The following is a 25,079-nucleotide window of genomic DNA, read 5'->3' as shown; positions in this document are numbered from 1 at the left end:
TCAACAGCATTTTTTTATCGTTTTCTCAAAATCCGTATAACGATGTATACCACAATAATCGTCAGAATGGCCCAAACGAGAATAGGCGCAAATTGCAGGGAATTTTCCACAGTGTAGACCTCCTCTTTGTCACTCCTCCATCTTAAAGAGTTGTGTTGTAACGTGATTCGTTACTTGTTCAATAGTAAGAAAGATCGCTAAATAAAAAAGTAGATGTATGTAAAATTCTTTTTAAAAAAATGAATATCCTTCTGTTACATAAAAAAACACTGCTGAGCATCCCCCAACAGCGTTTTCTCTACCTTATAAAGCCGGTGCATCTTTTTCTGCTTCTTGCTCAATTTGATCACGGTGACGATGAGCGACCCTGCTTGCCGCGCTTGCTGCTACGCTTGCAACGAGGTCATCTAGGAACGTATTCACCCCGCTTAGTTTCTTGGAATCTAGCTTACTAATAATTCCGCGCTTTACTTTATCTAAGTGACCGAACGTTGTGACCGCAATACTTCCGTATGTGAGCACTGCACCGAGCGCAATCGTTTCATCAACGCCAAAAAGACCTTCGTCTTGTTCAATAATCGTTTGCAGTGGTTCTGATAGCTTGCCTTGCTCTGCTAATTTATCAAGTTCAATTCCGACTAGAAGCGCATGCTGAATTTCACGTTTTTGCAGAACGCGCTCCACGCTCGCTGTGCATTCCTCCATCGTTAGAGACGGGTTATAGGGAATTTGCATTTCATACACGATTTCTGCAATGTCTAAAATGGTGACGCCGCGCTCCGTTAAAGCGTCAAGCGTTGCTTTCGTTACGTCTTTACTTGGGACAAATTTTTGTTCACTCATCATGCATTCTCCTCTCTGATGACTATATGACTAGAATGACATAAATACTTCCAAAAACCAACTAAAATGAACCGAGAAATGTGTGTTCTAATACGAGGAACGTGCTTCTTTTTTGTAATTTATGCTAATATAGAAGTAGATCAAATAACGGTGCTTTTTATCCCAATTAAAGTCCGTTTGCGCACTGATTAGGTAGCGCTTTCAATATTTTACTATAGGAGATGACACAATGGCTCAGGCACAAGGAAAAGTAGAAGAAATAACGTTTTTCAGTGAGTCGCTTCAAGAAGATCTCACGCTTATGATTTATCTTCCTTCTACGTTTTCACCGCTTTACAAATATACGTTACTCATTGCACAAGACGGTCGCGATTATTATACGCTCGGACGTACTCCTCGTGTTCTCGAAGAGCTGCTTTCCGAAGCGAACATTGAGCAAACGATCTTCGTTGGCATTCCGTATAAATCGGTTGAGGATCGCCGTCAAAAATACCATCCAGAGGGCGCACAGCGTGACCAGTACGTTCGTTTTCTTGCACACGAACTCGTTCCGTTTTTAGACGAACGTTTTCCAACGCTTCAAATGGGCAAAGCACGCGCACTTATTGGGGACTCCCTCGGGGCGACGGTTTCACTTACTGCTGCACTGACATATCCTCATACGTTTGGAAAAGTGATTATGCAGTCTCCTTACGTTGACGAATCTGTTTTAGAGCAAGTGAAACAATCCGAGCACGTTTCGTTGCTTGATTTGTATCACATCATCGGTACAGAAGAAACGGCCGTATCCACAACAGATGGTAAAGTGCAAGATTTCTTAGAGCCAAACCGCTCTCTTCATACGCTTATGCAAGAAAAAAACTATAGCGTTTTTTACGAGGAATTTGCGGGTAATCATACATGGAAATATTGGCAAAAAGATTTAAAACGCGCATTAGAAATGATGCTGAAGAACTAATTTTCCTTGTTTTCATTATCTAGTTATTTGAAAATTTGTTATAATATTTTCAATTCAGCTAGATGACGTTCAGCTAAGCTTTTACTAGTCTACCTATGGCTAGATTGCTATACATTCCGGGGAGGGAACATGATGAAATTTGGTGTTGTTATTTTTCCATCTAAAAAGTTACAAGATGTTGCAAACTCTTACCGCAAACGCTATGATCCGCACTATGCACTAATTAGCCCTCATTTAACGATTAAAGAAGTGTTTGAAGCATCAGAAGAGGAATTAAAAGACGTAACGAGCGCTTTAGCGTTAGCAGCAAAGGAAACGAACCCCTTTGACCTTACAATTCGTAAAGTAAGTTCGTTCTCGCCTGTTAACAACGTGGTTTATTTAAAAGTAGAACCAACGGACGAGCTGCAGCACTTGTATGATCGTGTACATAGCGGAATGCTTGATCAGGAAGTTCCATATTCCTTCGTTCCACACATTACGATCGGCCAAAAGCTATCGGATGATGAACATCTAGACATGTATAGTCAGCTACAGCTTGTTGACGTATCACATGAGGAAAAGGTCGATCGCTTTCATTTACTGTATCAGCTTGAAAATGGAACATGGACCGTCTACGAAACATTCCATTTAGGAGGAAAATAAGCACGTGAAAATCATAACAGCACGAACACAACAACAGCAGGATGATGCTTATTTTGTTCGAAAAACCGTATTTGTTGAAGAACAAGGCGTTCCAGCTGAATTAGAAATTGATCAGCACGACAAAACTGCGGTACATATTGTAGCGTATGACAACGAACGCCCTGTTGGTGCGGGGCGCTTTCGAATTGTTGACGGCTACGGCAAAGTAGAGCGTGTGTGTGTCCTTTCCTCTCATCGCAAAGATGGGGTTGGCAAGCAGCTCATGCTAAAAATGCAGGAAGTCGCAAAGGAACAAGGTGTACCAAAGCTTAAATTGAATGCTCAAACGCATGCAGAAGGGTTTTACAAGCACCTTGGCTATGAAACCGTGTCCGACGAATTTTTAGATGCCGGAATGCCGCATGTGACGATGATCAAAGAGCTATAGTGAAAACGTGAAGGAGACCATCCTTCACGTTTTCTTTTCGTATAAAATAGAACCGCTCAATCCATACTAACGAAAAACGGACGTTTAGGCGGGATATATGTGAACGACTATATGGACTACTTTCGAATTGCAGTCGAGCTTTTTGTCGGCTTCATTAGCTTATTTCTACTAACGAAACTGCTCGGGAAAATGACGATCACGCAAATTACCACGTTCGACTTTATCTCTGCTTTAGTACTGGGGGAGCTCGTTGGGAACGCGCTATATGACCATGAAATCGGAATTATGGAGATTTTATTTGCCGTGATTTTTTGGGGCGTACTCATCTATTTTACCGAAATTCTCACCCAAAAAAACATTCGTATTCGCACCTTTTTAGAAGGCAGTCCCTCAATTGTCATAAACAAAGGAAAGATTAATTACAAGGAGCTCAAAAAAAATCACCTTGATATTAATCAGCTGCAGCACCTTCTCCGTTCGAAAGACGCTTTCTCAATACGAGAAGTGGAATATGCGATTTTAGAAACGGACGGAACGGTCAACGTGCTGAAAAAATCAGCGTTTGCAGGGCTAACAAAAAGTGACTTTCAGCTTAAAGAGGAAAAAATCGCTCTTCCCGTCACGTTTATTAGTGACGGTCGTCTGCTTAGTCACAATTTACGAGCAAGCGGCTTTGATGAAACATGGCTGAAGACGGAGCTTGCAAAACAAAAGGTAAGGCGCTATTCTGACGTGATGTACGCGGAGTGGGAAGACGGACAGCCTCTTTTTATTCAAACGTATAAAGAACAAAAAAAAGGATGACAACGAGTCATCCTTTTCGTATGTACGAAGGGAGCGCTATGCAATCGGCGTTCCGTTAGGTAAAGGAGCATCTGCCTGAAGTAATACGACATCACCTTTTTCAGGTACTCCTCCGAGCACAAGCACCTCGGACTTAAAGCCGGCAATGCGTCGCGGTGGAAAATTCACAACGGCTACAACCTGCTTTCCGATTAGCTGATCGGCGTCATAGCGCTTTGTAATTTGAGCACTTGATTGCTTTATACCTAGCTCTTCGCCAAAATCAATCTCGACCTTAATAGCTGGCACCTTTGCTTCTGGAAACGGTGCTGCTTTAACGATCGTCCCTACTCGCAAATCTAGCTTCAAAAAATCTTCAATGGTTGCCATGACAATCCCCTCCTTCTTTCCAATAAAAAAAGTAGTTGTACATATGATGATTGTACACCTACTTTTACGTTGTTGAATACCCTTTAAACGGAATATTCAAATAATTAAATTTACACCATTTCATTCACAAGTTGACCCTTCCCAGTTAAGTTCGAATAAAGGTTTTGGATGTGTTCTTTTTTCAGAGATGATTTTTCGCGCTTTTTCTTTTTGGACGGAGGTGCCATTTGTGCCGCTTGTAAAAACGGAATTTCTTCTTCAGATTTTGTGTGCACCTGAATCGGTTGCACACCTTCAAGCTGCTGATACTGCCTTCTCGGTGCTAACACCCGATTTGCATACTGCGCGTATTGCTCGTTATTTACTGGCAAAATATACCCCATCTTGCTTCCCTCCTCACTCTTTTGTTCATATATATGCTTGTTCTTCATTAGATAGTATGATTTTACCCCCGTAATACCGCATTTAATCCTATTTACTAAAAATCAAATCTTTTATAAAACAATTCGTTTTGATATCATTGATTTTGACTATTTGTAGCGAAAATTTTTGAACAGGAGGTTTGATTCATGGAGCATGCGGTGTATCAAGGAAAAACCATACGTTTATCAAGCTTATCAAGAGCCATGTATCAATCCATCTACGAGGCAAGTATTAGTGGGCAAGTGACCTGTCCTTACTGCGAAGAACCATTGAAGCTGTACATAGGGATTCAAAAGCATCCTTATTTTCATCATGCAACATCACCTTTTGAACGGTCCGAGTGTATAAAGAAAGATCGAAAACGAGCGGAAAAGCCAGCAACCAAGCCGAAAGAAAACGTTACGTATGTGGAGCGAAACGGCTTTCGCGTTCCTGTTTCACGCTCTGTTTCCTCTTCTGCCCAATCAAATGACGATAAATGGAAAAATACGACAACTCTATCGAATTTCCCTGCTTTTAAACCGACCGTGCAAAAAAATAGTGCACATGACACAGGCTATCAGCAGATGTTGAAAGATCAACATATATTATTAGATGCAAATCAGCAGGAAGCCGTGACAACAACCGAAGGCCCTCTTCTCGTTCTTGCCGGTGCTGGAAGTGGAAAAACGCGCGTATTAACAGCACGTACAGCGTTCATGATTCATGAACGAAGCATCGACCCACGTTCGATTATGCTCGTGACGTTTACGGCAAAAGCGGCAAAAGAAATGAAGGAACGTCTCCGTTCATATCCACAAATGAATGACCGAGTATTAAATCAAATGCTCGTCGGCACGTTCCACAGCATTTTTTACCGAATGGTTGCTCATCATGATCCTCATACATGGAACATGAACAACTTATTAAAATGGGAATGGCAAAAGGAACAAATGGTTAAAACAGCTGCCCGTGAGCTGCACCTTGATGAAAAGGAATTTCCGTTTGATCAGGCGCTTCAGCAAATTGGCTATTGGAAAAACACGCTAATAGGCGTACGAGACGTTCGTCCTCAAGATCAGTGGGAAGAACGCGTGCACTATTTGTACAAGCGCTATGAAGAAATGAAAAAAAGAGACGGTCTGTTTGATTTTGATGACATGCTGTACGGCTGTTATCAGACGCTGCTTGAAAATCCTGCGCTTCTCGCTCGCTATCAGCAGCGCTTTCGTTATTTCCTTATTGATGAGTTTCAGGATATTAACAAAGTACAATATGAAATTATCAAATTGCTGAGCAGAGAATCCAAAAACCTCTGCGTTGTAGGAGACGATGATCAGTCCATTTACGCTTTCCGTGGGAGTGATCCGTCCTTTATTTTGAATTTTGATACCGACTTTCCCGGCACACAAGTCGTGACGCTTTCACAAAACTATCGCTCAACTCATAGCATCGTTACGTCTGCTAACGGAGTGATTGCTAAAAATAAAGCGCGCCGCGTGAAAAAAATGTTCGCACAGTTTCACAATGATCACGCCCCTCTTCTCTTCTATCCATATGATGAAGAAGAAGAAGCAACAATGATTGTGACAGATATTAAAGAACGCATTCAAAACGGCGACAACCCGTCAGACTTTGCGATTTTATATCGGACTCATTCGGCTTCTCGTGCCGTATTTGAGCGACTAACACAGTCGAACTTACCTTTTGTTCTTGATAAAGACAGCGACTCCTTTTATAAGAGAAGAATGGTGAGAAGCATGCTGTCATTTTTACGTTTGAGTCTTGATCCAAATCATGCGTCTGCCATTCAAGATTTAGTGATGGCCCTGTTCCTTAAGCAGTCCGTTGTAAATGATATAAAGGCAATTAGCATTTTAGAAGACCTGTCACTCGTCGAGGCGCTTGGAAAAATTGAGAATCTGCAGGCGTTTCAGCAGAAAAAAATACAGCGAATCGTACCGCGTTTCAAATCACTCTCAAACCTTTCACCGCTTGCGGCGCTTGAGATGGTATCAAAGGATATGGGATTTGATGATTTCGTTAAAAAGCGCGGGAATGAAGGGAATAAGATGGAGAAGGGCTCGGATGATGTTCGTGACCTAAAGGTTGTCGCAAAGAAATTCAAGACGATCCCCGAATTTCTTGAACACGTCGATCACATGATTGCGATGAATGAAGAGATGAAAGTTATGAGCAAGCAGTTTCATGATAGCATTCAGCTTACCACGATTCACCGTGCAAAGGGTCTAGAATATAAGTACGTTTATGTTCTTGGTGGTGTAGACGGCAGTCTTCCCCATGATTACGCGCTTGAGTCCTATCGAAACGGTGAAACAGAGGCTCTTGAGGAGGAGCGTCGTTTGCTGTATGTAGCCATGACGCGTGCGAAGGAAGCACTTGCTCTGTCTATTTTGCAAACAAGACGCGGGAAAACCGCCTATCCGTCTCGCTTCATTAAGCCGTTGCTTATAAAACAGCCCTTACTGTCCCCGAAATAGGTAGAATCAAAAAACGACCTTTCAGATCGAAGAGGTCGTTTTTTGCTGTTATTTTTTGGTGTTAAGCATTTTTGCGATCGTACCGAAATCTAATGACTGACCGTTTGCTGTAATTGCCTTTACAATCTTATCCTCTTTTTCTTGTGAAACAGGCTTGTTGGCGATTTGAGCCACGCGTTTTACGATATTACGAACCGTCGTTTCATCCGAAAAGTTAGCCGTTTGTACGGAATTAGCAAGCTCCAAAATGTCCTTCATGTTAACGCCCGTTTTCTTTTCAATGTTTTTAAATAAATGATTATCCATTCGTAAGTTCCCTCCTTAACATTCCCTACATCGTATGTATGGGACACTGGGTGTGTGATACATTTGCCTAAAATTTGCGTTTGATTCTCTAAAAATGGAAAAGTACGGGCTCATCACCCGTACTTGAAGTGCAACTTTTAGTTAGTATGATTAGCCACAGAAACAAGCTGCACCTACGATGATTAATAGAATGAATAATACTACGATTAAAGCAAATCCGTTACCGATACCACATCCGCCGCCATAGCCGTAGCCAACACAAGGATTACATCCGTATCCAAACATATGTTACACCTCCTCTTCTCTTTCTCTTTACCAAAGTATGTCATTGAGCAAGAAAGTGTTATAGGCAATTATGGAATTAGGTAATTTTTCTTCTGTGTCGTTTGTCGCCTCATGATTACTGACCAAATGGATCCTTCAAGTTCTGTTTCTCCATCTCATCCATTGTCGCATCGAGAGAATGAAGCTTCCCGAACGTGTCATTCTTTGATGATAAGCTGCCCTCAAGCTTGCGCAAATTATCATGGTGTGGCTTCATAATATGCGTCTCAAAAAACTTTTCCAGCTGATCAAAGATATTCGTCATTTTCATCTTCCCCTTCATTTCACTGGGGGTTTTTAGTAACCCTCTCTTCTATACATATGAATAAAAAAAGAAGCGGGTGATATGTCTTACTCCTTCATCATCATTTGCTCACAATAATTCACTATTCTCCCTTCAAGACCTCGGAGCTAACGGAGACAATTAAAGAATGGAAAATATAAAAAAATCCCTCAGGCGCGAAGCCTGAGGGGTTTCTACTTATAGAAACACAAGTAATAAAATAATCGCAATCACAAAGCGATAAATCGCAAATGGGATTAGCTTTAAGCGTGACACAAGCTTTAAGAATGTGACGATCGCAAGTAATGCGACAAGGAATGCCGTCACAAGACCTACCGCAAACACCGGCCATAGATCCATCGATAAGTATTCGGCACTTTTGTATAAATCAAGCGCCGTTGCACCGAACATGATCGGCACCGCTACGATAAATGAAAATTCCGCTGCAATTTGGTGAGAAGCACGAACAAACAATCCCCCAGCAATCGTCGAACCTGAACGAGAGAACCCAGGCCATAATGCAAGACATTGGAACAGTCCAATCGCAAATGCCTGTTTGTAAGAAAGCTCGTCCATTGTTACCGTTGTTGGAACGGTTTTACGACTGTATAACTCTGCTACAAGCATAAGTATCCCACCTGCAATGAGGGCATAAACAACCGTTTGTGGACCAAATAATTTATCTTTAATATCACTTTGAAATAATACCCCTAGGATACCAGCTGGAACGATTCCGATGATGATGTGGAAAATGTTAAAGGAATGCGTAAAGTTTCGCTTACGAAAGTCAACTGAAGACCATAAACGCTTCCAAAACACGACCACGACCGCCAAAATAGATCCGAGCTGAATGACAACTTCAAATGTTGTCGCCACCTGTTTCGTAATCACTCCTTGACGGAAGTTGAGGAAGTGATCGGCTAAAATCAAATGTCCTGTGGATGAAACGGGTAAAAATTCTGTTAATCCTTCTACTAAACCTAATATGAATGCTTTTACTAGAACTAAAAAATCTATCATCTTTAATTCCCCATTTATTTACTTAGTTTGATTGACCTTTCAATCTTATATGATGAACATTAAAAAAACAAGTCATCTTACGTTTATTTTCCCTAACAGACGTGTTACAGAAATGTTAAGAAGAATGCCCCTAAAAAATCAACAAGAAAAAGGCATCACCAAGACGGTGATGCCTTTTTGCTTCACTTATTGTTTAGCGTTTAGGAAGCTTTGAACCACAGCCACAGCCGCTTGATTTTTGCGGAGCTTTTTGCTGATTGTAGCCGCCAGAAGTATAAACTTTCATTTCAGAACCTGAGTTTTTGCTTTTCTTACCAGATTGCTGATTGCTGTAATAACCTGGATATTGTCCATAATACATATCGCTTCCACCTCTTTTCTTCTCTTAAGGTGCGTTATGGGATAGTATATTCTAGTATTATTTCTCGTGTGCTCTAGTAATTGTCTCATTTTTACTGAAAATCTAAAAATGTCCCCTGTTTTTTTCTTGGTGGCTCATCTCCTTTCCGTTCACTGCTATTAGCCTGAACAAACCAAGACTCCTCCGAGACTTTCGGAGACCTTGCAGGCACAGCCTGAGTAGCTGGCTTCTCCACTTCTGCGGCAGGTGTCGGTGTAGACGTTTGCTTCTCTTCTTCTCGAACAGATGGTGTGGTCATCACAAGGGCTTTCAACCATTGAATTTGTTCTAACAGCTGCTCTTTTTCTTCTTCATGCTTCTTTTGTAGATCTAGCACTTGATCTTTCCAATCTTCCTGCGCAATTTCTGTTCGCTGATACTCGGCGTATTTCTCCTTATAAAATTCAAGCTCCGTTTTTAATGATGCCACATATTTTCGAAGTGAGTCCTGGTTAGCAAATGGATTTCTCATGTGATCTCCTCCTTTTAAAAAATAGGCGCTTCAAAAAAAAGTCTTACTTATATGATGAAGATTTACATTATTTCCACGTCTGAACCTTTCCCTGTTGAAGCTGGCTCTTTTTTCCCCTCGTTTTTATAACCTTTTTCTCATCCCTGAATATGATATGGGTGAATAACGTATGCGTCGCCTTTTATGCCCTTGTTGCTGCGTGAAGAAATTCCGCTCCTGTCAAGGAACACAAACAATAGTCATTCATACAATATAGTAGTCCGTCACCCATATGAAGGGCGTAGAGGAAGGACAATTATGATTAGGAGGTCAATATTCATGCATGATATTGTGGAAAATCTTTGTATTCGCGTACCAAAAGTGTATGACTGGGTAAAGCGTCAAGTTGATTTACCGTTACTCAGCTATACAAACGTTAGAGACCTAGGTTTTGATTGTGAAGGTGCTACAGGATCTAACGATGATCCGTGTGCTGTATTAGAAGAGCCATTTAGCGTAGAGGTTCTTTTAACAAACGAGTTTGGCGAGCCAACAAAAGATGTAGAAGTAAGCGAAATTAAACAGCCTCATGGCAGAACACCTGTAGAAGTGACATTACCTAACGGTGATACCATCACTCTTTACAAAGTAAAAGTACTTGTAAAAGGTTTCTTCACGGTTGAAATTACAGACCGTATGGGCCATGTGTGTGTATCTGATGCAAAACCATTTGCAACAGCGCAAACATTCTTCTTATGTGCACCAAAAGGAACAAAATTAAATGGAAAAGTAACAACAATTGATGGTGAAATTGGAGATGCTAGCTTAATTTGTGTCGGCGGCAGATTCGCTCAATTAGACGTATCTATTTCTTTCTGCCTAGACGTTCAAATGGAAGCTGAAGTTAAAATCGAAGTTGAAGGACGCTTCTGCACACCTCGCTCCGAGCTTCCAATTAACTCTTGTGATACTGTTCACATCCCACCACAATGCCCAGAACTTTTCCCAGCGCACCAATCGGACGATGATTTCTGCTGAGAGGCACCATAGAGGAGAGAATTCTCCTCTATTTTCTTTATACCGATAAAATGATGGAAGATCATTTTATATGTATGGAGTGGACAAATTGGATATTCATGGATTTTTTTTGGTGAGGGCTTTGATTTATGACTACATTTATTTTTTCATACATACATATAAAAAAGAACTGATCCATTTTGTCTGCTACGTTTTTTAACCATTAAAAAAAGGCGATAAAATCATCGAAGACTGTTAGAAAGGAGCTCTTGTATGAACCGAAAACTTCCTTCTTCACATGATGATGACATTCAACTCAAACAAAAGCTTATCCATTACAAGGCCGAGCTTAATCATTATAAACAGCAAGTGAGACAATTTGAGCGTACGCTTGAGCAGGAAAAAGAAAATACGGCGTTTTGGCGTAATAAACATTCAGAAGCACTCATTTCAAGCGAAAAAGATGCCGAAATCGAAGAATTAGAAAAGCAGCTGAATTTAGTAAAAAATGAACTGATTGAACAACGGATGGTAGCAGATGGACTTAAACAAAAACTAGCCCGCAGAGAACCTCCTCAACCCGTTCAGGAAGAGCGGTTTTTAAAAAGCGATCTTATCGCCTTTTTTATGTATTCGATTATTTGGCCGGAACAAACGGACGATCCGATTACGGTCGTTGGAAATGTAGTCATCCGAAATCAAACCACAAAGTCTCTTCATGCACCTATTCTTTGCTTAAAAGTGAATCAACCGTCAGTCACACAGCTAAGTGGAAAAATGACGGATCCTGGTCTAGACAATACGGACACAAGATCCGGCGTTCTTCAGGAATCTTCCTCTGAGCAATGGTATTATGCCTTACCGAATTGGAAAGAAAAGATTAAGCAAGACGGTGAATACTGGCTTAAACCAAGCTCTGTATCCGTTATTCCTCCAGGGGGGCTTTTGTCCTTTGACAGCTTCCAGCTTTCGGTGACGCCTAGTGAGTCCATCTCATCCATCTTATTTCAAGGCTACTTGTACACCGATGAATGGAAGGAAGGAACGGCTTTATTAAACAAAATCATTCTCAATTTCCCGGTATGACACGCGTTCTTTATATTCCGTCTGGTTATAAACGTATTTATGAAACATTTGACGAGTGGTTCGTACAGGCTTTAAGCAAGCTCAATATTCCACACGTTGTCTCTCATCCATTTGAGACCGAGACGTCATTTTTGACAAAGATCACAACATTTCGTCCAACCATTATGATCACCATGGTTGGCGATAAGCTCCCTCTTTATAAGTTGCAATACTTGCGTAAGCGCCGTATTACGTGCGGCGTTTGGCTCACAGAAGACCCTTATTATACAGACCGTACGCTTACTTATATTCGTGAATATGATGCTGTCATGTCCATTGAAGCCAACTCTGTTCGCTTTTATAAAACGTTTCATCCAAACGTCTTACATTTGCCGCTTGGTACAAATTCAAACGTTTTTTATAAGAATGATGAGCCCGCTCAACATGAGGTTAGCTTTGTTGGCTATCCGTATCAAAACCGGCTCGATCTCTTAAAGCTCATTCTTCAGGAAACGCCACACCACGTAACGGTCGTTGGGAAATGGAAAAAGCATGTGGCAGAACATCTTGCTTCCTCTCGACTTCATGTTCACGAAGGGTGGTTTCCTCCGCGTACGATCGCATCCTTTTACAGGCGTTCTAAAATCAACTTAAACACGCTTCGTGACTCACAGGAAAGCATGAATGAAAACCAAACGGGTATCCCCAATAGCAGCATAAACAATCGGACTTTTGATATCGCTTCTTGCGGATCATTTCAACTTCTCCCTCATATAGAAGGCTTATCAACTGCTTTTGAAATTGGAAAAGAAATCGTTTCATATCAGGATGAAGGTCAGCTACTTCAAAAGCTAGCGTACTATTTACAAAATGAAACCGAACGTCAGGACATTGCGCAGCAGGCGATGATCAGAGCGCAAAGAGATCATACTTTTCTTGCCCGAGTGCAAACGATGATTGACTTTATAAATACATGCAAAGAGGACCATCGCTCATCGCGATAGTCCTCTTTTTCATTTATGGCATTAACATACTTAACTTCCACTCTAGGGGCTGACCTTTCGGAATACTCGCAAACTCACTGCGCGCAAGCTCAATCGGCACGCGCTTTGACAGCTTTAATTTTTGTGCCACACGTGGAGGGATGAGCAATAGCTGATGGTTATCCGAGATGTACAGATTTGTTTCGTACTTAAATACAAACCCATTTGGAACGAGGTTTTTAGCAGAAATAATTGGGAAAATCGGTTCACCTGTTTGAAATTCGTTTAGAACGCGTTCGGATACTAGTAGGATCTCTTTTTCTTGAATTCTAAATTTCTTCCACACTTTTCGATTGACTACCTGACGCTTTTGGTTGCCTTCAATATAGTAGATGGTGGAGCGCTTTTTCGTCGTCACGAAACGATTCGTCGGAAAGACAGCTGCTTCTCCTAATGACTGTTTCGTAACGGGTATTCCCTCTAAATATTTATACAGCGTTGGATCTGGTACTTCTACGACATCTTCTATCCGGTATTTTAATGCCTCAAAGGCTTCCTGTTCAATTTGTCTTCTCCTTTCGTGATCAATCATGTACACGTCATCACGAAGACCTTTAATTAACGTTCCTGTTGGAAGATGGTGAGGAAGGTATTGATTCAATCGTTGAAAAGAACCAGGTGTCTTAATCGTAGCATCTAACGTTTGTGGCAACGGATAAAAGTCCACGAACGCTGAGAGTCGTGCCCAAAACGCCGCATCACCATTATGCCAATATTGAGGATGATCGTCCCAGTAAGATCCATGCTCTTTCTTCACCTTTTCCGCGAGTGATCTCGTATGCATCACCGAGCAATGATCAACCGTATTTTGAGGATCACGAATAACACCTCTTGTTTTACGAATGAACTGTGAAGTCGTTTTATAATGATGATTCATGACACGAACCTCTTGATTTGAATAAACGACCTCTGCTTTTGGGTGCTCCTTTAAATACGAAACCATTTCTGATAGTCTATCTGGAAAATAGAAGCTATCATCTGTCAAATATGTAATATACATACCGCTAGATTTTTCAATAGCTTCGTTAATGAGTGTTGCATACCTCGTTGTTTTATAACGGTCCGAGTCAGAAATTCCGCTATTGTAATAACGAATACGTGAATCTTCTAAATAAGAAGCAATCACGTTCTGCGTATCCGCATTAGATCCATCGTCCATAATAAAAAGTTCCCAATCTTCAAAGCTCTGATCTAATACACTTTCAATTGATTTTCCGATAGATTGCGGTTTGTTATAGCTAGTGAGGATAACCGTAACTTTTTCACTCATCTCCAGATCACCTCTCTGTTTTATAACAATGTATATGTACGCATAAATAAAATATGTGCTATGGACAGCCCTCATCCGTAACACATATTAAAAAATTACCGATATTTTGTTGTCCAGTCGTACCCAATCTCCTCATTGTTCCACGCAATCCGATGCTCATCTGGGTTTTTAGGATCATACGGGCGGTTCGTAAAATACAGAATGGTGGCGGGATTTTCTCCTAACACACGATACCCATGTGCCACACCTCTAGGAATCAACAGCAGGATTGGATTGTGCTCCCCCATATAATGAGTAGAGGTTTGTTGGAACGTTGATGAATGCGGGCGTAAATCGTGTAAAACAACCTGTGCATTACCGCTCGGAAAAAACCATAAATCATCCTGATGCTCGTGATAATGGAAGGCTTTAATCACACCTGGATAGCTCATCGATAGCGACGCCTGCCCAAACTCTTCTAAAAGTGATTCGTCGCTTCGGAGCAGCTCAGCGAAAAAGCCGCGATCATCACAGTGCTTCAGCAATGGTTTAATCTTAACACCGCTAATCACAGAAAAGCTCCTCGCTCATATACGCATCTAGCGCATCTTTCCAGTGGCGAAGCGGCAGGTCATAGTGCGTTTGGAGCGCTGAATTAACAGGGCGCAGCGCCTTCACTCGGTAATCCTTGCTCGTAATCGGGCGCACATAGTTTCGTTTTTGACCAATTCGTTCAAAAATTTCTTGGGCGAATTCATACCAGCTACAAGCCCCTGTATTTGATACGTGATACACGCCAGGATTTAATTCAATAATATCCCGTAGCAAAAGAGCAAGATCCTTTGTGTAGGTAGGCGATCCTGTGCGATCGTGTACCACCTCTACTTCCTTGTTCATTCGCGCACACTCAAGCATCGTATCAACGAAGCCGTTTTTATTTTTCCCATACAGCCAGGACGTTCGGATGATGTAGCTGTTCGGGTTTTCTAACTGCACCAAGCGCTCTCCAAGCCATTTACTTTTCCCGTAAATGTTCAAAGGATTTGGTTTGTCTGTCTCAAGATAAGGACACGGCTTTTCACCGTCAAAAATGTAGTCGGTACTCACGTACACCATTTTTGCTCCTACACTTTGACAAGCTGCTGCTACAGAACGGGCTCCGAAGCTATTAATCATAAACGCACGCTCCGCCTCCTCCTCGCACTGATCGACGTTCGTAAACGCTGCACAATGATACACCACGTCTGGCTGAATAGAAGTCATTTTTTCCTCTAGATGCGTTGGATCGGTAATGTCTAACTCCTGCTTCGAATAAGTATATACATCGTAATCTTTTTTAAGTAATTGAGTGAGATAGGTGCCTAATTGACCGGTTCCACCAGTAATTATCACTTTCATAAGCATCCCCTACCTTTACTTCATATTTTCTTCGTACCACCTGATGGTTCGCTTCAACCCTTCATCAAACGGTGTCGATGGACGCCACTGAATAGACTTCTCCGTCTCTTTCCAGCACATGCTGTAGCGATAATCATGTCCCTTTCGATCTTGTACGTGCTGAAGCAATGACCGTGGCTGTTGAAGATAAGCTAACACTTGCTCCACCACTTCAATGTTTCGCTTCTCCTGCAATCCACCAAAGTGATAAACCTCACCGGACTTCCCTACATCTAACAGCTTTCGAAGACCCTCACAATGATCTTCAACAAACAACCAATCTCTCATTTGTTGTCCATCACCATAGATTGGAATCGGCTGATTAGTGAGCGCATTTCGAATCACTTTTGGAATAAACTTTTCTTCGTGCTGATAAGGGCCATAATTGTTCGAACACCGAGACACCATCGCCTGTATTCCATACGTCCGCACATAGGAAAGCACAAGCATATCTGCACTTGCCTTTGAAACCGCATACGGATTCGTAGGCGATAATGGCGTTGTGCTTGTGAACGAAGCGTCCCCATCACCTAAGCTTCCATACACCTCGTCCGTGGAAACCTGTAAAAACATAGTCTGAGGTGACCTTTTTATCTGTTCGAGAAGTTGATACGTCCCCATAATATTTGTTTCTAAGAACCGCTCCGGATTTTCAATACTTCGATCTACGTGAGATTCCGCTGCAAAATGGACGACGACATCATAAGGTTGTTCAAAGATTTTCTCGACATCACTTTTCTTACTAACATCTCCTTGAATAAATCGGTAGCGCGGATGACGGTCTACTTCCCTTAACGCTTCCTCCGAACTCGCGTAGGTGAGAAGATCTACATTTGTCACTTCATCCTCCGTGTACTTCATCATTTGCCTTATAAATTCGCTCCCGATAAAGCCAGCGCCTCCTGTCACAAGAATCCGCCTCACGTCAGGTCGCCTCTTTCATGCAAAAATTGATACGCAAGCTGATTTGCTTGAAACAACGAACGATGAGTCCCGGCATCAAGCCACCACCCCGGTAGCGTTTCACTTTCCATAAGCTTTTCCTTCACATACTGCTTATTCACATCCGTAATTTCAAACTCGCCCCGATCGGATTGAGACACGTTTTTAATTCGTTCAAAAACATCCTCATGGTAAAAATAAATACCAGTTACGCAATAATTGGACAGTGGGTTACTAGGCTTTTCCTCAATGTGTAAAATCGATTGTGTTTGCTCGCAAAGAGTAGCGATGCCATAACGTTCAGGCTCTTCTACTTCTTTTAGAAGTACCTTTGCACCCTCTGATTGCAAGCGAAATTTCTCCACATACGATGTGAGGGAATCCTCAAACAGGTTATCACCAAGAAGAACGACGAACTTCTCACCGTCTACAAATTCTTCTGCTAATCCAACCGCATAAGCAAGACCACTAATCTCGCCTTGCTTGACGTATTGAAGGGATACACCAAGCCCCTCACCGTTTCCGAGCAGCCTTTGATACATCAATTCCTCGCGATTGTTGACGACAATTAAAATATCTGTAATTCCTGCTTCTCGTAGCTTATAAATCGGCCAAAAGATCATTGGATACGGTCCAACGGGAAGTAAGTGCTTATTCACATACTGCGTAAAAGGACGAAGCCTTGTGCCTTTTCCTGCTGCTAATATCACGCCTTTCACTTGTTGAAAGCCCCCCTTCCTTTCTGTCTATTTGATCATGTTTTCAATCAGCCCTGCGCATCCAGCCACCGCTAAAATAATCACAATCGGAAGCACAATGGCAGATGCATACACCAAGCCAAAGTACAGGGCGATGGCACACCACATACCCGTGCACCAGTAACAGCTCAAAAGCTCCCCAATCCACTTTCTGAGTCCTTTTCCTTTTACATGAAGATACGTATCAACCGTACCGTCCTCTTGCTTTTCTTCGATTACTTCATGAAAGGGAGCGCGAATAAACCATGTTATCTTGTCAAATACAATCAGCCTAGTTAGACGGAATGTCGCAAACACAAAGAGAACTAAATAAAGCCACGTCATGGAAAGCATCCTCCTCTATTTTGTTGCACATAGTGAAGAATACTTGTAATACACTATGTGACAGAACTTGTTTATGTTGCTTGTTTTAGTTTCAATACAGTAAAAAAAGCTAACACACAGACCATGTTCATGTTAGCTTCAAAAGAATTTCATTAAATTTTAACAATCGATAATTGCTTAATATCCTTTAGTGCAATCTCTGTTTTCTCTGCATGAGGTGGGATGATAATGTACATCATATCCTGTGTCATTTGCACAATAGTCCCGCGGTACGTTTGATTTTTCGTCTCAACGTCACATACGGGCTGTGACATGTGCTTTGGAAACTGAAGCAAAAAGTTCGCCTTCTCTTCTACTGACATATGCTGAAACATTTTGTTTGGACCCTTTTGTTCTTCTTTCTTCTTTTCACCAGCTGGAACAGACTCGATGAGCGCAAAGCTTGGCTCTACTTTTTTCTCAGGCACCGCTTCCTTCACAGGCGCCTGCTTTTCCACTTCCTGTTTCAGTGCTTTAGTAGCCTGTTGCTGTTGTGGCTGCTGCTCCTGATTAGAATGGAAATAGTATTGCATAGAGCGACTCATCTCTTGAATCTTCGGTTGAACAATATACATTAACGGCTCATTTCGTTCCGATTTCGAACGTGACTCAGTCATACAAACCCCTCCATTTTATGGATTCTGTTAAAAGTGTATGCCTGCTCACAAAAAAACTTGTCACTTTTTCAAAATGAATACGGGAGATGAAGTAAGGAAGCGAAGTGAACGATTACTCGCAGAAATAGATCGATTGCGTTTAAAAAGTGACCGATAGATTCTCCAATTCGATTGATTGCCGCCTAAAACAGAGCGATAGGAGCTAAATCGAGCAAAGATCCACACGCCAACACAACAAAAAAGCCTCCCGACAAAGGGAGGCTTCGTACACAAACAATTAGCGTGCCATGATATGGAATCCAGAATCAACGTGAAGATTTTCACCTGTGATTCCGCGAGATAATTCACTGAATAAGAATACCGCTGTATCGCCAACTTCTTCTGGTGTTGTTGTGCGACGTAAAGGAGCGCGTTCTTCAATGTCTTTTAAGATAGAGTTGAAGTCGCTGATTCCTTTTGCAGAAAGCGTACGAATTGGACCAGCAGAGATGCTGTTTACACGGATTTTATGTTGACCTAGGTCAGATGCTAAATATTTCACGCTTGCATCTAGAGACGCTTTTGCTACTCCCATCAGGTTGTAGTTTTGAACAACGCGCTCTCCGCCTAAGTATGTTAACGTTACAAGGCTTCCACCTTCTGTCATTAGCTCTTTTGCAGCGTTTGCTACAGCTGTGAACGAGTAAGAGCTGACGTTATGTGCTAATAAGAAGCCGTCGCGGCTTGTTGACACATAGTCACCTTCTAAATCTTCTTTGTTTGCAAATGCGATACAGTGTGCCACACCGTGGATCACGCCTACTTGCTCTTTAATATTTGCAAAGCACTTTTGAATTTCTTCATCGTTTGTTACGTCACACGGTAACACGATTGAATCGTTGCGATCTAGAGAATCTGCTAATTCACGAACGTTTTTCTCTAAGCGCTCTCCAGCGTATGTAAAAATTAAGCGTGCACCCGCTTCGTGTAGGCTACGTGCGATGCCCCAAGCAATGCTTCGTTTATTCGCAACGCCCATAACCACTACATTACGATTTTCAAGGGATAGACTTTTCATAATAAATGTAATCCTCCTATTTAACACAAGTTATTAGTACCTAGTATTAATATCAGTATACCATAATCCATTACCATTACAATACTCTAAACGACCTGTATAAAACAAGCGGCAGACCGTCGTCTGCCGCTTTCCTTTATCCTCTAGATTGAAGAACCAACTTCAATTCATTTACGTACTCGGGAGATCCTGTCACGATGAGCTCGTCGCCAACTTTTAGCTCCGTGTCACCATGGGGAACAATTGAGTCGTTTCCACGGAAAATCCGAACAAAAATGACGTCTCCCGTGAACGGGAATTTCCGTAAAAGAATGCCATCATATTTATGGTTTTTCAGGTTCACCTGATAAAGAGCCATTTCCTGATTCGTAATAATGTCCAGAACGGACGGTGATTCAATGAGTGACTTGAACAGTGACGTTGTAGATAACAACTGACTAAATATTTCAATGTCTTTCTCACGCATCTCGTTAATAAGATCAGGATGCTCTACTCGAGCAATGACACGATCAATTCCTTCGCTTTTCGCTGCGGATGCGACGCGTGCATTTCGTTCTTCATCACCCGTCGTGATGACGAGAATATCCGTATCACAGGCGCGACTGTTTTTAATTACGTCTGCCTCATAGCTATCAATTTCAACAATTTCAAACAAAGAATCGGTGATCATCATTCGATCGAGCTTTTCCTGTCTCGGATGATACATCGTCACATCGTAGTACATCGGATTTAATTCGCGCGTAACAGGAAGTGACAGGTTGTTTGCACCGATAAAGTTGACTCGAATACGATTGGTTTCGATTTGCTTTTTCGGCAACAATTTCTTAAAAATAACCGGTGTAATAATACACGTAATAATTGCCACTAATATAAGTGCTCCTGATACTTGGCTGCTAATTACGTTTAAATTCTGTCCTACTTTCGCAGCTGCGATCACAAGTGAAAGCGTGGACGTTAATAGAAATCCAGAAGCCAGAACCGTTTTCGTATCAAACCACTTCTTCAAAATCCATACCGGAATAATTTTAGAAATTAAAAGGGCAACTAGCAGTAACGGCATTAAGATTAGGACCTTTTTGTCGCTAAAGAGTGACCATACATCAAGGTCTACCCCTACCATCACGAAGAAAATCGGAATTAAAAATCCGTATCCGAAGGAATCAAGCTTATGAACAAGCTCTTCATTTGGAGAAAGCAAGGAAACAAGCACCCCTGCTAAAAAGGCACCTAAAATGTTTTCTGCTCCAATTTTTTCAGACACACCCACAAGAATAATGATGAGCGCGAATACCGCTCGTGTGTCGATTTGAATCGTACCCTTTGACATGGTTTCAATGAAGGAGCGGTTTTGGAACACCTTACCTCCCACATAAAAGATAACCCCAACTCCGAATAAGATAAGCAATAGCCATGTGCTGCCGCCTCCCTTATCATTAAGAGAAACGAACACCGCTAGTAGGATCATTGTGACTAAATCCGCAATAACGGCAATTAACAGAATGGTTTGCCCAATGGAGCTTTTCATGATCTGTTCTTCTTTTAATGTCGGAACAACGACCCCAAGAGAGATGGTCGAAATAATTAACGTCATTAAAAAGGCATTTTCAATAAAGCCTGCCCAAACGAACAGATAAGACAGTGCCAGTGACACGATGAAAATTGCCATAAAAACAATCAGTGCTGCCGAAAAAGCGTTTGGTGCTTCTTTTCCGCTCGGAAGCTTTTCTTTTTTCTTATTTCCAGCAAAGGCTGAAAAATCAATTTCTAGCCCGCTTAAAAACATGAGAAAAATAAAGCCTAGGCTTGATAACGTTTCAATCCACATATCGGGCTTCACTATGTCAAGCCCGCTTTTACCAATAATTAAGCCCATGATAATTTCAGCTACTACCACAGGCAGGATCCTCAACTTAAAGCGATGAAGTAAAATAGGCGTTAAAAATGCGGCAATAACGACAATTACAAGTGATGTAATGGATGCGTCATGGTTCATTTTTATTCCTCCTCTTTGTGTATAATCTAGGTTGCACGTTTATTTCTGAAGGTAGCTCATAAAGGTTGTAGCAAGACCAAAGTAGATCAAAATACTAAGTAAATCATTTAGCGTTGTAATAAATGGTCCTGAAGCTACCGCAGGGTCAATTTTAAGGCGGTGCATTAGCATCGGAACAAGTGCACCCGCAAGTGTTGCCACGATCAGCGTAGCAAAAATGGAAATCCCAACGAGCAGTCCCAGAAAAAAGTCATGTTGCCATACGTATACCACACCCGTTACAAGGATTCCGCAGGATGTACCAACGATTAATCCTGTACCAAGCTCACGCATGATCATCTTCCAAATTCCTTCCCGCTCAATATCACCTGTCGCAAGCCCTCTGACCGCAACGGCTAGCGCCTGTGTTCCCGTATTACCTGACATCCCTGCAATCAATGGTATAAATACGGCTAAGATTGCTACTTTATTTAACGTATCTTCAAAATGGCCAATTAGACTCGCAGTCATCATTCCTAAAAACAGGAGAATAACAAGCCAAGGCAGCCGCTTTTTAGCCGACTGTAGCGAACTCGTATTCATCGATTCAACGTCGCTGACACCGGCAAGTTTTGAATAATCTTCAGATGCTTCTTCATCAATAACATCTAACACGTCATCGACTGTAATAATCCCTAACAGATGCTTTTGAAAATCAACAACAGGGATGGCTAGGAAGTTATAATCACGCATGGTTTTCGCTACAATTTCTTGATCATCTGCAACAGAGGCTGAGACGACACGCTCATTCATAATGTCAGAGATCATCGTCTCTTCGTCAGAAACAATGAGATCACGGAGAGAAACGACGCCCACTAGCTTCTTTTCTTCATCGATAACAAAGATATAGTAGATTGTTTCTGCATCAGGCGCTTCTTTTCGGAGAATTTGCATCGCAGAACGAACGGTTTGATGTGAACGAATCGCCACATATTCCGTCGTCATGATGCTTCCTGCCGTATCCTCCTCGTAGTGAAGCAGATCTTTAATTTCTTGTGCTGACTCACCGTCCATGATGGTCAGATAACTCGCTACCTGCTCTTTGTCTAGCTCATTTAACACATCCACCGCATCATCGGCATACATTTCACCAAGCATGTCTGCCGCAAACGTCGGGTGCATTTCAGATAGAAGCTCTTGGTAATTCTCTTCAGGAATCTCTAGATTTTCAAACACCTCTGCCATTTCTTCAGGCGATAGAAATTGATACAACTTTTGGCGCTGTTCAGGAATAAGCAGCATATAAAATTTCGCTTGATCATATGGGTGCATCTCCAAAAACTCATCACGAAAATCATCAATCGCTTCTAAATCCAATAGCTCTAGAAGATGAACGTTCAGCTGGGCTTCGTTCATTTCCTTTCCTTGTTCACTCATTGCTTCCTCCTCCTCTCAAAAAAACTCCCTCTACTTTATTATGAAACGCTGTTTGTTTCAACCTTTAACTACTCAAATGAGGAAAAACGCCTTTATCTTCTGCTCCTACCCCTTGCTTTTTAAAACAAAACGACTCGTCTTATGAATAGTTTGCACAAAAAATGTGTTATTTTAATAACAAGTTATCGTTTCAAACGAAAATACTCATACTGTAGGTGTTATCCAAATGAAAATTGATATTATCGGCGATATTCACGGCTGCTATCAAGAATTTAGAGAGCTTACGACAAAGCTGGGCTATATGTGGGAAAGCGGCCTCCCTATTCATCCAAACGGACGTCAGCTCGCCTTTGTGGGGGATTTAACAGACAGAGGACCACACTCACTTAAAATCATTCGCATCGTATACCAGCTCGTCCTAGAAAAAAAGATCGCCTTCTACGCACCGGGCAATCACTGCGATAAGCTTTATCGCTTTTTTCAAGGAAATAAAGTACAGCACAAGCACGGACTTGAAACAACGGTTGCAGAATATGAAGGCAGTTCACCTGCTGAAAAGAAAAAAATTAAACACATGTTTACAGAACTGTATGAAAAGGCGCCTCTTTACGTGGAATTGTTTGACCAAAAGCTCATCATCGCTCACGCAGGAATTCGTGAGCGCTATATTGGACGCTATGACAAAAAGGTGAGAACGTTCGTTTTATACGGGGACATTACAGGTGAAACCGATGAAAAAGGAATGCCGATTCGAAGGGATTGGGCAAAAGATTATAGCGGTGATTCCTTTGTGGTGTACGGTCATACACCAGTCAAAACGCCTAGACAGATGAACAATACGATCAATATTGATACCGGAGCTGTGTTTGGTGGTGCTCTGACAGCTTTTCAATATCCAGAAATGACCACTGTATCCGTTCCGTCTACAATGCCTTATGTAGAGGAAAAATTCCGTTCGTTTGATTAACAAAAACAAGGAGCAGGTGTGAGTACCTGCTCCTTTTGCCGAGTAAACCGTTAACCCATTTTTTCTTCTGTTGTATTTGTATGCTTCTCATCTGTATGTCTAAATTTAAAGATGGATAGTAACACTAAAACAGCAAGCAAAATCAGACACGTAATGATACTAACGCGGTTCTCCTCATTAAATAAGAACATAATACAAATGCCTGTTAGAATAAGCGCTGTGATGGCCGTAATGTATGGAAAGCCCCAAATTTTAAAGCTTGGCATTTTCCCATAGGTCGGGCGAAGCTTAAGCTGTGCCAAACAAATGCTGATCCATACCAATGATACAACGAATCCTGGAAAGGCCATTAAAATGGTAAATACGTTATTTTGCGCAAAGTACGCAATCATCGAACCACAAATTAAGACGACCCCACTAATGAGAAGCCCATAAACCGGCACACCACTTTTAGATACCTTTGCAAGCGCCTTTGGTGCTTCACCATCTTGAGCAAGTGAATGCATCATTCGCGTACATCCGTAAATACCAGAGTTGGCAGCCGATAAAACAGCCGTAATTAAAATGGCGTTCATAATATGAGAGGCTCCTTGCAAGCCTGTTGTTGCTAGGACTTGAACAAATGGACTCGCTTGATCACCCAGCTTATCCCACGGAATTAATCCGCAAATAATCAAAATTGGCAGCGTGTAAAATAGCACTATTCTGAAAATAAAGCTTTTAATCACTTTTGGTAACACCCGCTCTGCGTCCTGTGCTTCTGTTACCGTGACGCCAATTAGCTCTGATCCCCCGTAAGAGAACATCACAATTAATAGCGCAGAAAAAATCGACATCCAGCCGTTCGGGAAAAACCCGCCGTGCGCCGTAAAGTTTTGCATGTAGTTTGAACCGTTGCTTGGGATAATTCCGAATAGAATACAGGCTCCTAGCACGATAAACACCATAATCATGCCAATTTTAATTCCAGCAAACCAAAACTCAAACTCTCCGTATTTTTTCACATTCATTGTGTTAATTCCAATAATGACAACTGCACAAGCCAGACTCAAAATCCAAAGTGGAATCGACGGGAGCCAGTACTGTAAAAAGCTTCCGGCAACGACAACCTCGATAATACAGACGGCAAGCCACATAAAACAGTACATCCAGCCGATCACAAACGACGTTCGTTTTCCAAATGCCTTTTGCACGAACCCTTTCATATTTGTATTTGGATAGACAATCGCCATCTCTGCAATTGATCCCATAACAACTAATAAAAGAAGCCCCGCAAAAATATACGTAAAAATGACCCCAGGTCCTGCTAGCGAGACGGTTTCAGAGCTTCCCTTAAACACGCCTGTACCGATCGCACCGCCCATGGCCATTAAGCTTATATGTCGTGGAAGTAGCTTCTTTTGAAGTGATGAATCCTCCATT

29 protein-coding genes are annotated in these 25,079 nt (G+C 41.8%); 9 read left to right on the top strand and 20 right to left on the bottom strand.

The annotated features are described in order from the left end of the window. Positions 1-303 precede the first annotated feature (303 nt). Positions 304-843 (bottom strand): phosphatidylglycerophosphatase A family protein, encoded by a 540-nt coding sequence (locus AMD01_RS00935; protein WP_053399508.1) that lies wholly within the window; start codon positions 841-843, stop codon positions 304-306. A gap of 229 nt (positions 844-1,072) precedes the next feature. On the opposite strand from AMD01_RS00935, the gene AMD01_RS00930 reads away from it, so the two are divergent. The 4 genes from AMD01_RS00930 (at position 1,073) to AMD01_RS00915 (ending at position 3,677) form a co-directional block, all read left to right on the top strand. Next, positions 1,073-1,801, top strand: coding sequence for an alpha/beta hydrolase (locus AMD01_RS00930; protein WP_053399507.1), 729 nt, complete (start codon positions 1,073-1,075; stop codon positions 1,799-1,801). A gap of 132 nt (positions 1,802-1,933) precedes the next feature. Continuing rightward, positions 1,934-2,446: a YjcG family protein gene (locus AMD01_RS00925; protein ID WP_053399506.1), complete on the top strand. Its 513-nt coding sequence runs from the start codon at positions 1,934-1,936 to the stop codon at positions 2,444-2,446. Positions 2,447-2,450: 4 nt separating this feature from the next. Continuing rightward, the gene (locus AMD01_RS00920) at positions 2,451-2,873 is read left to right on the top strand and encodes a GNAT family N-acetyltransferase (RefSeq protein ID WP_053399505.1); all 423 of its coding nucleotides are present in this window, start codon (positions 2,451-2,453) and stop codon (positions 2,871-2,873) included. Between the two features lie 111 nt (positions 2,874-2,984). Next, positions 2,985-3,677 (top strand): DUF421 domain-containing protein, encoded by a 693-nt coding sequence (locus AMD01_RS00915; protein WP_053400086.1) that lies wholly within the window; start codon positions 2,985-2,987, stop codon positions 3,675-3,677. Positions 3,678-3,713: 36 nt separating this feature from the next. Here the strand turns inward: AMD01_RS00915 and csaA are convergent, their stop codons facing one another. Both csaA and AMD01_RS00905 read right to left on the bottom strand, forming a co-directional pair. Beyond that, positions 3,714-4,046, bottom strand: a complete 333-nt coding sequence (csaA, locus tag AMD01_RS00910; RefSeq protein ID WP_053399504.1) for a chaperone CsaA — start codon at positions 4,044-4,046, stop codon at positions 3,714-3,716. A gap of 110 nt (positions 4,047-4,156) precedes the next feature. Then, positions 4,157-4,429, bottom strand: coding sequence for a hypothetical protein (locus AMD01_RS00905; RefSeq protein ID WP_053399503.1), 273 nt, complete (start codon positions 4,427-4,429; stop codon positions 4,157-4,159). A gap of 186 nt (positions 4,430-4,615) precedes the next feature. Here AMD01_RS00905 and AMD01_RS00900 point away from each other — a divergent pair, with 186 nt between their 5' ends. Beyond that, on the top strand, positions 4,616-6,949 hold the full coding sequence (locus AMD01_RS00900; RefSeq protein ID WP_053399502.1) for an ATP-dependent helicase: 2,334 nt from the start codon (positions 4,616-4,618) through the stop codon (positions 6,947-6,949). Positions 6,950-6,997: 48 nt separating this feature from the next. On the opposite strand, the gene spoVIF is transcribed toward AMD01_RS00900, so the two are convergent. The 6 genes from spoVIF to AMD01_RS00880 all read right to left on the bottom strand — a co-directional run bounded on the left by spoVIF (position 6,998) and on the right by AMD01_RS00880 (position 9,754). After that, entirely contained in the window at positions 6,998-7,255 is a 258-nt protein-coding gene (gene spoVIF, locus AMD01_RS00895; protein WP_053399501.1) for a sporulation-specific transcription regulator SpoVIF, read from the bottom strand. A gap of 150 nt (positions 7,256-7,405) precedes the next feature. Continuing rightward, the gene (locus tag AMD01_RS24560; RefSeq protein ID WP_083446362.1) at positions 7,406-7,540 is read right to left on the bottom strand and encodes a YjcZ family sporulation protein; all 135 of its coding nucleotides are present in this window, start codon (positions 7,538-7,540) and stop codon (positions 7,406-7,408) included. 115 nt (positions 7,541-7,655) lie between these two features. After that, positions 7,656-7,844, bottom strand: coding sequence for a hypothetical protein (locus tag AMD01_RS00890; RefSeq protein ID WP_053399500.1), 189 nt, complete (start codon positions 7,842-7,844; stop codon positions 7,656-7,658). A 216-nt stretch (positions 7,845-8,060) separates the two neighbouring features. Next, positions 8,061-8,882 (bottom strand): undecaprenyl-diphosphate phosphatase, encoded by an 822-nt coding sequence (gene bacA, locus AMD01_RS00885; RefSeq protein ID WP_053399499.1) that lies wholly within the window; start codon positions 8,880-8,882, stop codon positions 8,061-8,063. Positions 8,883-9,075: 193 nt separating this feature from the next. Next, complete coding sequence (locus tag AMD01_RS23795; protein WP_157052567.1) at positions 9,076-9,243, bottom strand: hypothetical protein; 168 nt, start codon at positions 9,241-9,243, stop codon at positions 9,076-9,078. Positions 9,244-9,334: 91 nt separating this feature from the next. Next, the gene (locus AMD01_RS00880) at positions 9,335-9,754 is read right to left on the bottom strand and encodes a hypothetical protein (protein ID WP_053399498.1); all 420 of its coding nucleotides are present in this window, start codon (positions 9,752-9,754) and stop codon (positions 9,335-9,337) included. 318 nt (positions 9,755-10,072) lie between these two features. On the opposite strand from AMD01_RS00880, the gene AMD01_RS00875 reads away from it, so the two are divergent. The 3 genes from AMD01_RS00875 (at position 10,073) to AMD01_RS00865 (ending at position 12,819) form a co-directional block, all read left to right on the top strand. After that, positions 10,073-10,771 (top strand): BMQ_0737 family morphogenetic spore coat protein, encoded by a 699-nt coding sequence (locus AMD01_RS00875; RefSeq protein ID WP_053399497.1) that lies wholly within the window; start codon positions 10,073-10,075, stop codon positions 10,769-10,771. 252 nt (positions 10,772-11,023) lie between these two features. Further along, the gene (locus tag AMD01_RS00870) at positions 11,024-11,836 is read left to right on the top strand and encodes a hypothetical protein (RefSeq protein WP_053399496.1); all 813 of its coding nucleotides are present in this window, start codon (positions 11,024-11,026) and stop codon (positions 11,834-11,836) included. Further along, the gene (locus tag AMD01_RS00865; RefSeq protein ID WP_169775913.1) at positions 11,833-12,819 is read left to right on the top strand and encodes a CgeB family protein; all 987 of its coding nucleotides are present in this window, start codon (positions 11,833-11,835) and stop codon (positions 12,817-12,819) included. The genes AMD01_RS00870 and AMD01_RS00865 overlap by 4 nt, the downstream gene beginning before the upstream one ends. Positions 12,820-12,832: 13 nt before the next feature. On the opposite strand, the gene AMD01_RS00860 is transcribed toward AMD01_RS00865, so the two are convergent. From AMD01_RS00860 to mgtE, 10 genes are all read right to left on the bottom strand, one after another. Further along, the gene (locus AMD01_RS00860; protein ID WP_053399494.1) at positions 12,833-14,128 is read right to left on the bottom strand and encodes a glycosyltransferase family 2 protein; all 1,296 of its coding nucleotides are present in this window, start codon (positions 14,126-14,128) and stop codon (positions 12,833-12,835) included. Positions 14,129-14,223: 95 nt separating this feature from the next. Then, positions 14,224-14,679, bottom strand: coding sequence for a dTDP-4-dehydrorhamnose 3,5-epimerase family protein (locus AMD01_RS00855; protein ID WP_053399493.1), 456 nt, complete (start codon positions 14,677-14,679; stop codon positions 14,224-14,226). Then, the gene (gene rfbD, locus AMD01_RS00850; RefSeq protein ID WP_053399492.1) at positions 14,672-15,505 is read right to left on the bottom strand and encodes a dTDP-4-dehydrorhamnose reductase; all 834 of its coding nucleotides are present in this window, start codon (positions 15,503-15,505) and stop codon (positions 14,672-14,674) included. Before rfbD ends, AMD01_RS00855 begins: the two co-directional genes overlap by 8 nt. 15 nt (positions 15,506-15,520) lie before the next feature. Continuing rightward, a complete protein-coding gene (gene rfbB, locus AMD01_RS00845; protein ID WP_053399491.1) occupies positions 15,521-16,468 on the bottom strand; it encodes a dTDP-glucose 4,6-dehydratase in 948 nt (315 codons plus the stop codon). Next, entirely contained in the window at positions 16,465-17,205 is a 741-nt protein-coding gene (locus tag AMD01_RS00840; RefSeq protein WP_053399490.1) for a sugar phosphate nucleotidyltransferase, read from the bottom strand. Before AMD01_RS00840 ends, rfbB begins: the two co-directional genes overlap by 4 nt. 27 nt (positions 17,206-17,232) lie before the next feature. Continuing rightward, positions 17,233-17,568: a DUF1360 domain-containing protein gene (locus AMD01_RS00835; RefSeq protein WP_053399489.1), complete on the bottom strand. Its 336-nt coding sequence runs from the start codon at positions 17,566-17,568 to the stop codon at positions 17,233-17,235. A gap of 152 nt (positions 17,569-17,720) precedes the next feature. After that, positions 17,721-18,224 (bottom strand): CotO family spore coat protein, encoded by a 504-nt coding sequence (locus tag AMD01_RS00830; protein WP_053399488.1) that lies wholly within the window; start codon positions 18,222-18,224, stop codon positions 17,721-17,723. A 277-nt stretch (positions 18,225-18,501) separates the two neighbouring features. After that, the gene (gene fabI / locus AMD01_RS00825; RefSeq protein WP_053399487.1) at positions 18,502-19,281 is read right to left on the bottom strand and encodes an enoyl-ACP reductase FabI; all 780 of its coding nucleotides are present in this window, start codon (positions 19,279-19,281) and stop codon (positions 18,502-18,504) included. Positions 19,282-19,417: 136 nt separating this feature from the next. Then, a complete protein-coding gene (locus AMD01_RS00820) occupies positions 19,418-21,274 on the bottom strand; it encodes a monovalent cation:proton antiporter family protein (protein WP_053399486.1) in 1,857 nt (618 codons plus the stop codon). A gap of 39 nt (positions 21,275-21,313) precedes the next feature. Then, positions 21,314-22,690, bottom strand: coding sequence for a magnesium transporter (gene mgtE, locus AMD01_RS00815; protein WP_053399485.1), 1,377 nt, complete (start codon positions 22,688-22,690; stop codon positions 21,314-21,316). A 226-nt stretch (positions 22,691-22,916) separates the two neighbouring features. Between mgtE and prpE the strand changes: the two genes are divergently transcribed. Next, positions 22,917-23,657, top strand: coding sequence for a bis(5'-nucleosyl)-tetraphosphatase PrpE (gene prpE / locus AMD01_RS00810; RefSeq protein ID WP_053399484.1), 741 nt, complete (start codon positions 22,917-22,919; stop codon positions 23,655-23,657). Positions 23,658-23,707: 50 nt separating this feature from the next. On the opposite strand, the gene AMD01_RS00805 is transcribed toward prpE, so the two are convergent. After that, positions 23,708-25,078, bottom strand: coding sequence for an amino acid permease (locus AMD01_RS00805; RefSeq protein ID WP_053399483.1), 1,371 nt, complete (start codon positions 25,076-25,078; stop codon positions 23,708-23,710). Position 25,079: the final 1 nt, after the last annotated feature.

Origin of the sequence: Priestia koreensis (genome assembly GCF_001274935.1) — a bacterium.
Taxonomy (GTDB): Bacteria; Bacillota; Bacilli; order Bacillales; family Bacillaceae_H; genus Bacillus_AG; species Bacillus_AG koreensis.
This window is presented reverse-complemented; position numbering and strand designations above follow the sequence as displayed.

Excerpts from the sequence above, each read along its gene's own strand:
- AMD01_RS00935 (WP_053399508.1), bottom strand. The coding sequence starts at position 843 with ATGAGTGAACAAAAATTTGTCCCAAGTAAAGACGTAACGAAAGCAACG.
- AMD01_RS00930 (WP_053399507.1), top strand. The coding sequence starts at position 1,073 with ATGGCTCAGGCACAAGGAAAAGTAGAAGAAATAACGTTTTTCAGTGAG.
- AMD01_RS00925 (WP_053399506.1), top strand. The coding sequence starts at position 1,934 with ATGAAATTTGGTGTTGTTATTTTTCCATCTAAAAAGTTACAAGATGTT.
- AMD01_RS00915 (WP_053400086.1), top strand. The coding sequence starts at position 2,985 with ATGGACTACTTTCGAATTGCAGTCGAGCTTTTTGTCGGCTTCATTAGC.
- csaA (WP_053399504.1), bottom strand. The coding sequence starts at position 4,046 with ATGGCAACCATTGAAGATTTTTTGAAGCTAGATTTGCGAGTAGGGACG.
- AMD01_RS00905 (WP_053399503.1), bottom strand. The coding sequence starts at position 4,429 with ATGGGGTATATTTTGCCAGTAAATAACGAGCAATACGCGCAGTATGCA.
- AMD01_RS00900 (WP_053399502.1), top strand. The coding sequence starts at position 4,616 with ATGGAGCATGCGGTGTATCAAGGAAAAACCATACGTTTATCAAGCTTA.
- spoVIF (WP_053399501.1), bottom strand. The coding sequence starts at position 7,255 with ATGGATAATCATTTATTTAAAAACATTGAAAAGAAAACGGGCGTTAAC.
- AMD01_RS24560 (WP_083446362.1), bottom strand. The coding sequence starts at position 7,540 with ATGTTTGGATACGGATGTAATCCTTGTGTTGGCTACGGCTATGGCGGC.
- AMD01_RS00890 (WP_053399500.1), bottom strand. The coding sequence starts at position 7,844 with ATGACGAATATCTTTGATCAGCTGGAAAAGTTTTTTGAGACGCATATT.
- bacA (WP_053399499.1), bottom strand. The coding sequence starts at position 8,882 with ATGATAGATTTTTTAGTTCTAGTAAAAGCATTCATATTAGGTTTAGTA.
- AMD01_RS23795 (WP_157052567.1), bottom strand. The coding sequence starts at position 9,243 with ATGTATTATGGACAATATCCAGGTTATTACAGCAATCAGCAATCTGGT.
- AMD01_RS00880 (WP_053399498.1), bottom strand. The coding sequence starts at position 9,754 with ATGAGAAATCCATTTGCTAACCAGGACTCACTTCGAAAATATGTGGCA.
- AMD01_RS00875 (WP_053399497.1), top strand. The coding sequence starts at position 10,073 with ATGCATGATATTGTGGAAAATCTTTGTATTCGCGTACCAAAAGTGTAT.
- AMD01_RS00870 (WP_053399496.1), top strand. The coding sequence starts at position 11,024 with ATGAACCGAAAACTTCCTTCTTCACATGATGATGACATTCAACTCAAA.
- AMD01_RS00865 (WP_169775913.1), top strand. The coding sequence starts at position 11,833 with ATGACACGCGTTCTTTATATTCCGTCTGGTTATAAACGTATTTATGAA.
- AMD01_RS00860 (WP_053399494.1), bottom strand. The coding sequence starts at position 14,128 with ATGAGTGAAAAAGTTACGGTTATCCTCACTAGCTATAACAAACCGCAA.
- rfbD (WP_053399492.1), bottom strand. The coding sequence starts at position 15,505 with ATGAAAGTGATAATTACTGGTGGAACCGGTCAATTAGGCACCTATCTC.
- AMD01_RS00835 (WP_053399489.1), bottom strand. The coding sequence starts at position 17,568 with ATGACGTGGCTTTATTTAGTTCTCTTTGTGTTTGCGACATTCCGTCTA.
- AMD01_RS00830 (WP_053399488.1), bottom strand. The coding sequence starts at position 18,224 with ATGACTGAGTCACGTTCGAAATCGGAACGAAATGAGCCGTTAATGTAT.
- fabI (WP_053399487.1), bottom strand. The coding sequence starts at position 19,281 with ATGAAAAGTCTATCCCTTGAAAATCGTAATGTAGTGGTTATGGGCGTT.
- AMD01_RS00820 (WP_053399486.1), bottom strand. The coding sequence starts at position 21,274 with ATGAACCATGACGCATCCATTACATCACTTGTAATTGTCGTTATTGCC.
- mgtE (WP_053399485.1), bottom strand. The coding sequence starts at position 22,690 with ATGAGTGAACAAGGAAAGGAAATGAACGAAGCCCAGCTGAACGTTCAT.
- prpE (WP_053399484.1), top strand. The coding sequence starts at position 22,917 with ATGAAAATTGATATTATCGGCGATATTCACGGCTGCTATCAAGAATTT.
- AMD01_RS00805 (WP_053399483.1), bottom strand. The coding sequence starts at position 25,078 with ATGGAGGATTCATCACTTCAAAAGAAGCTACTTCCACGACATATAAGC.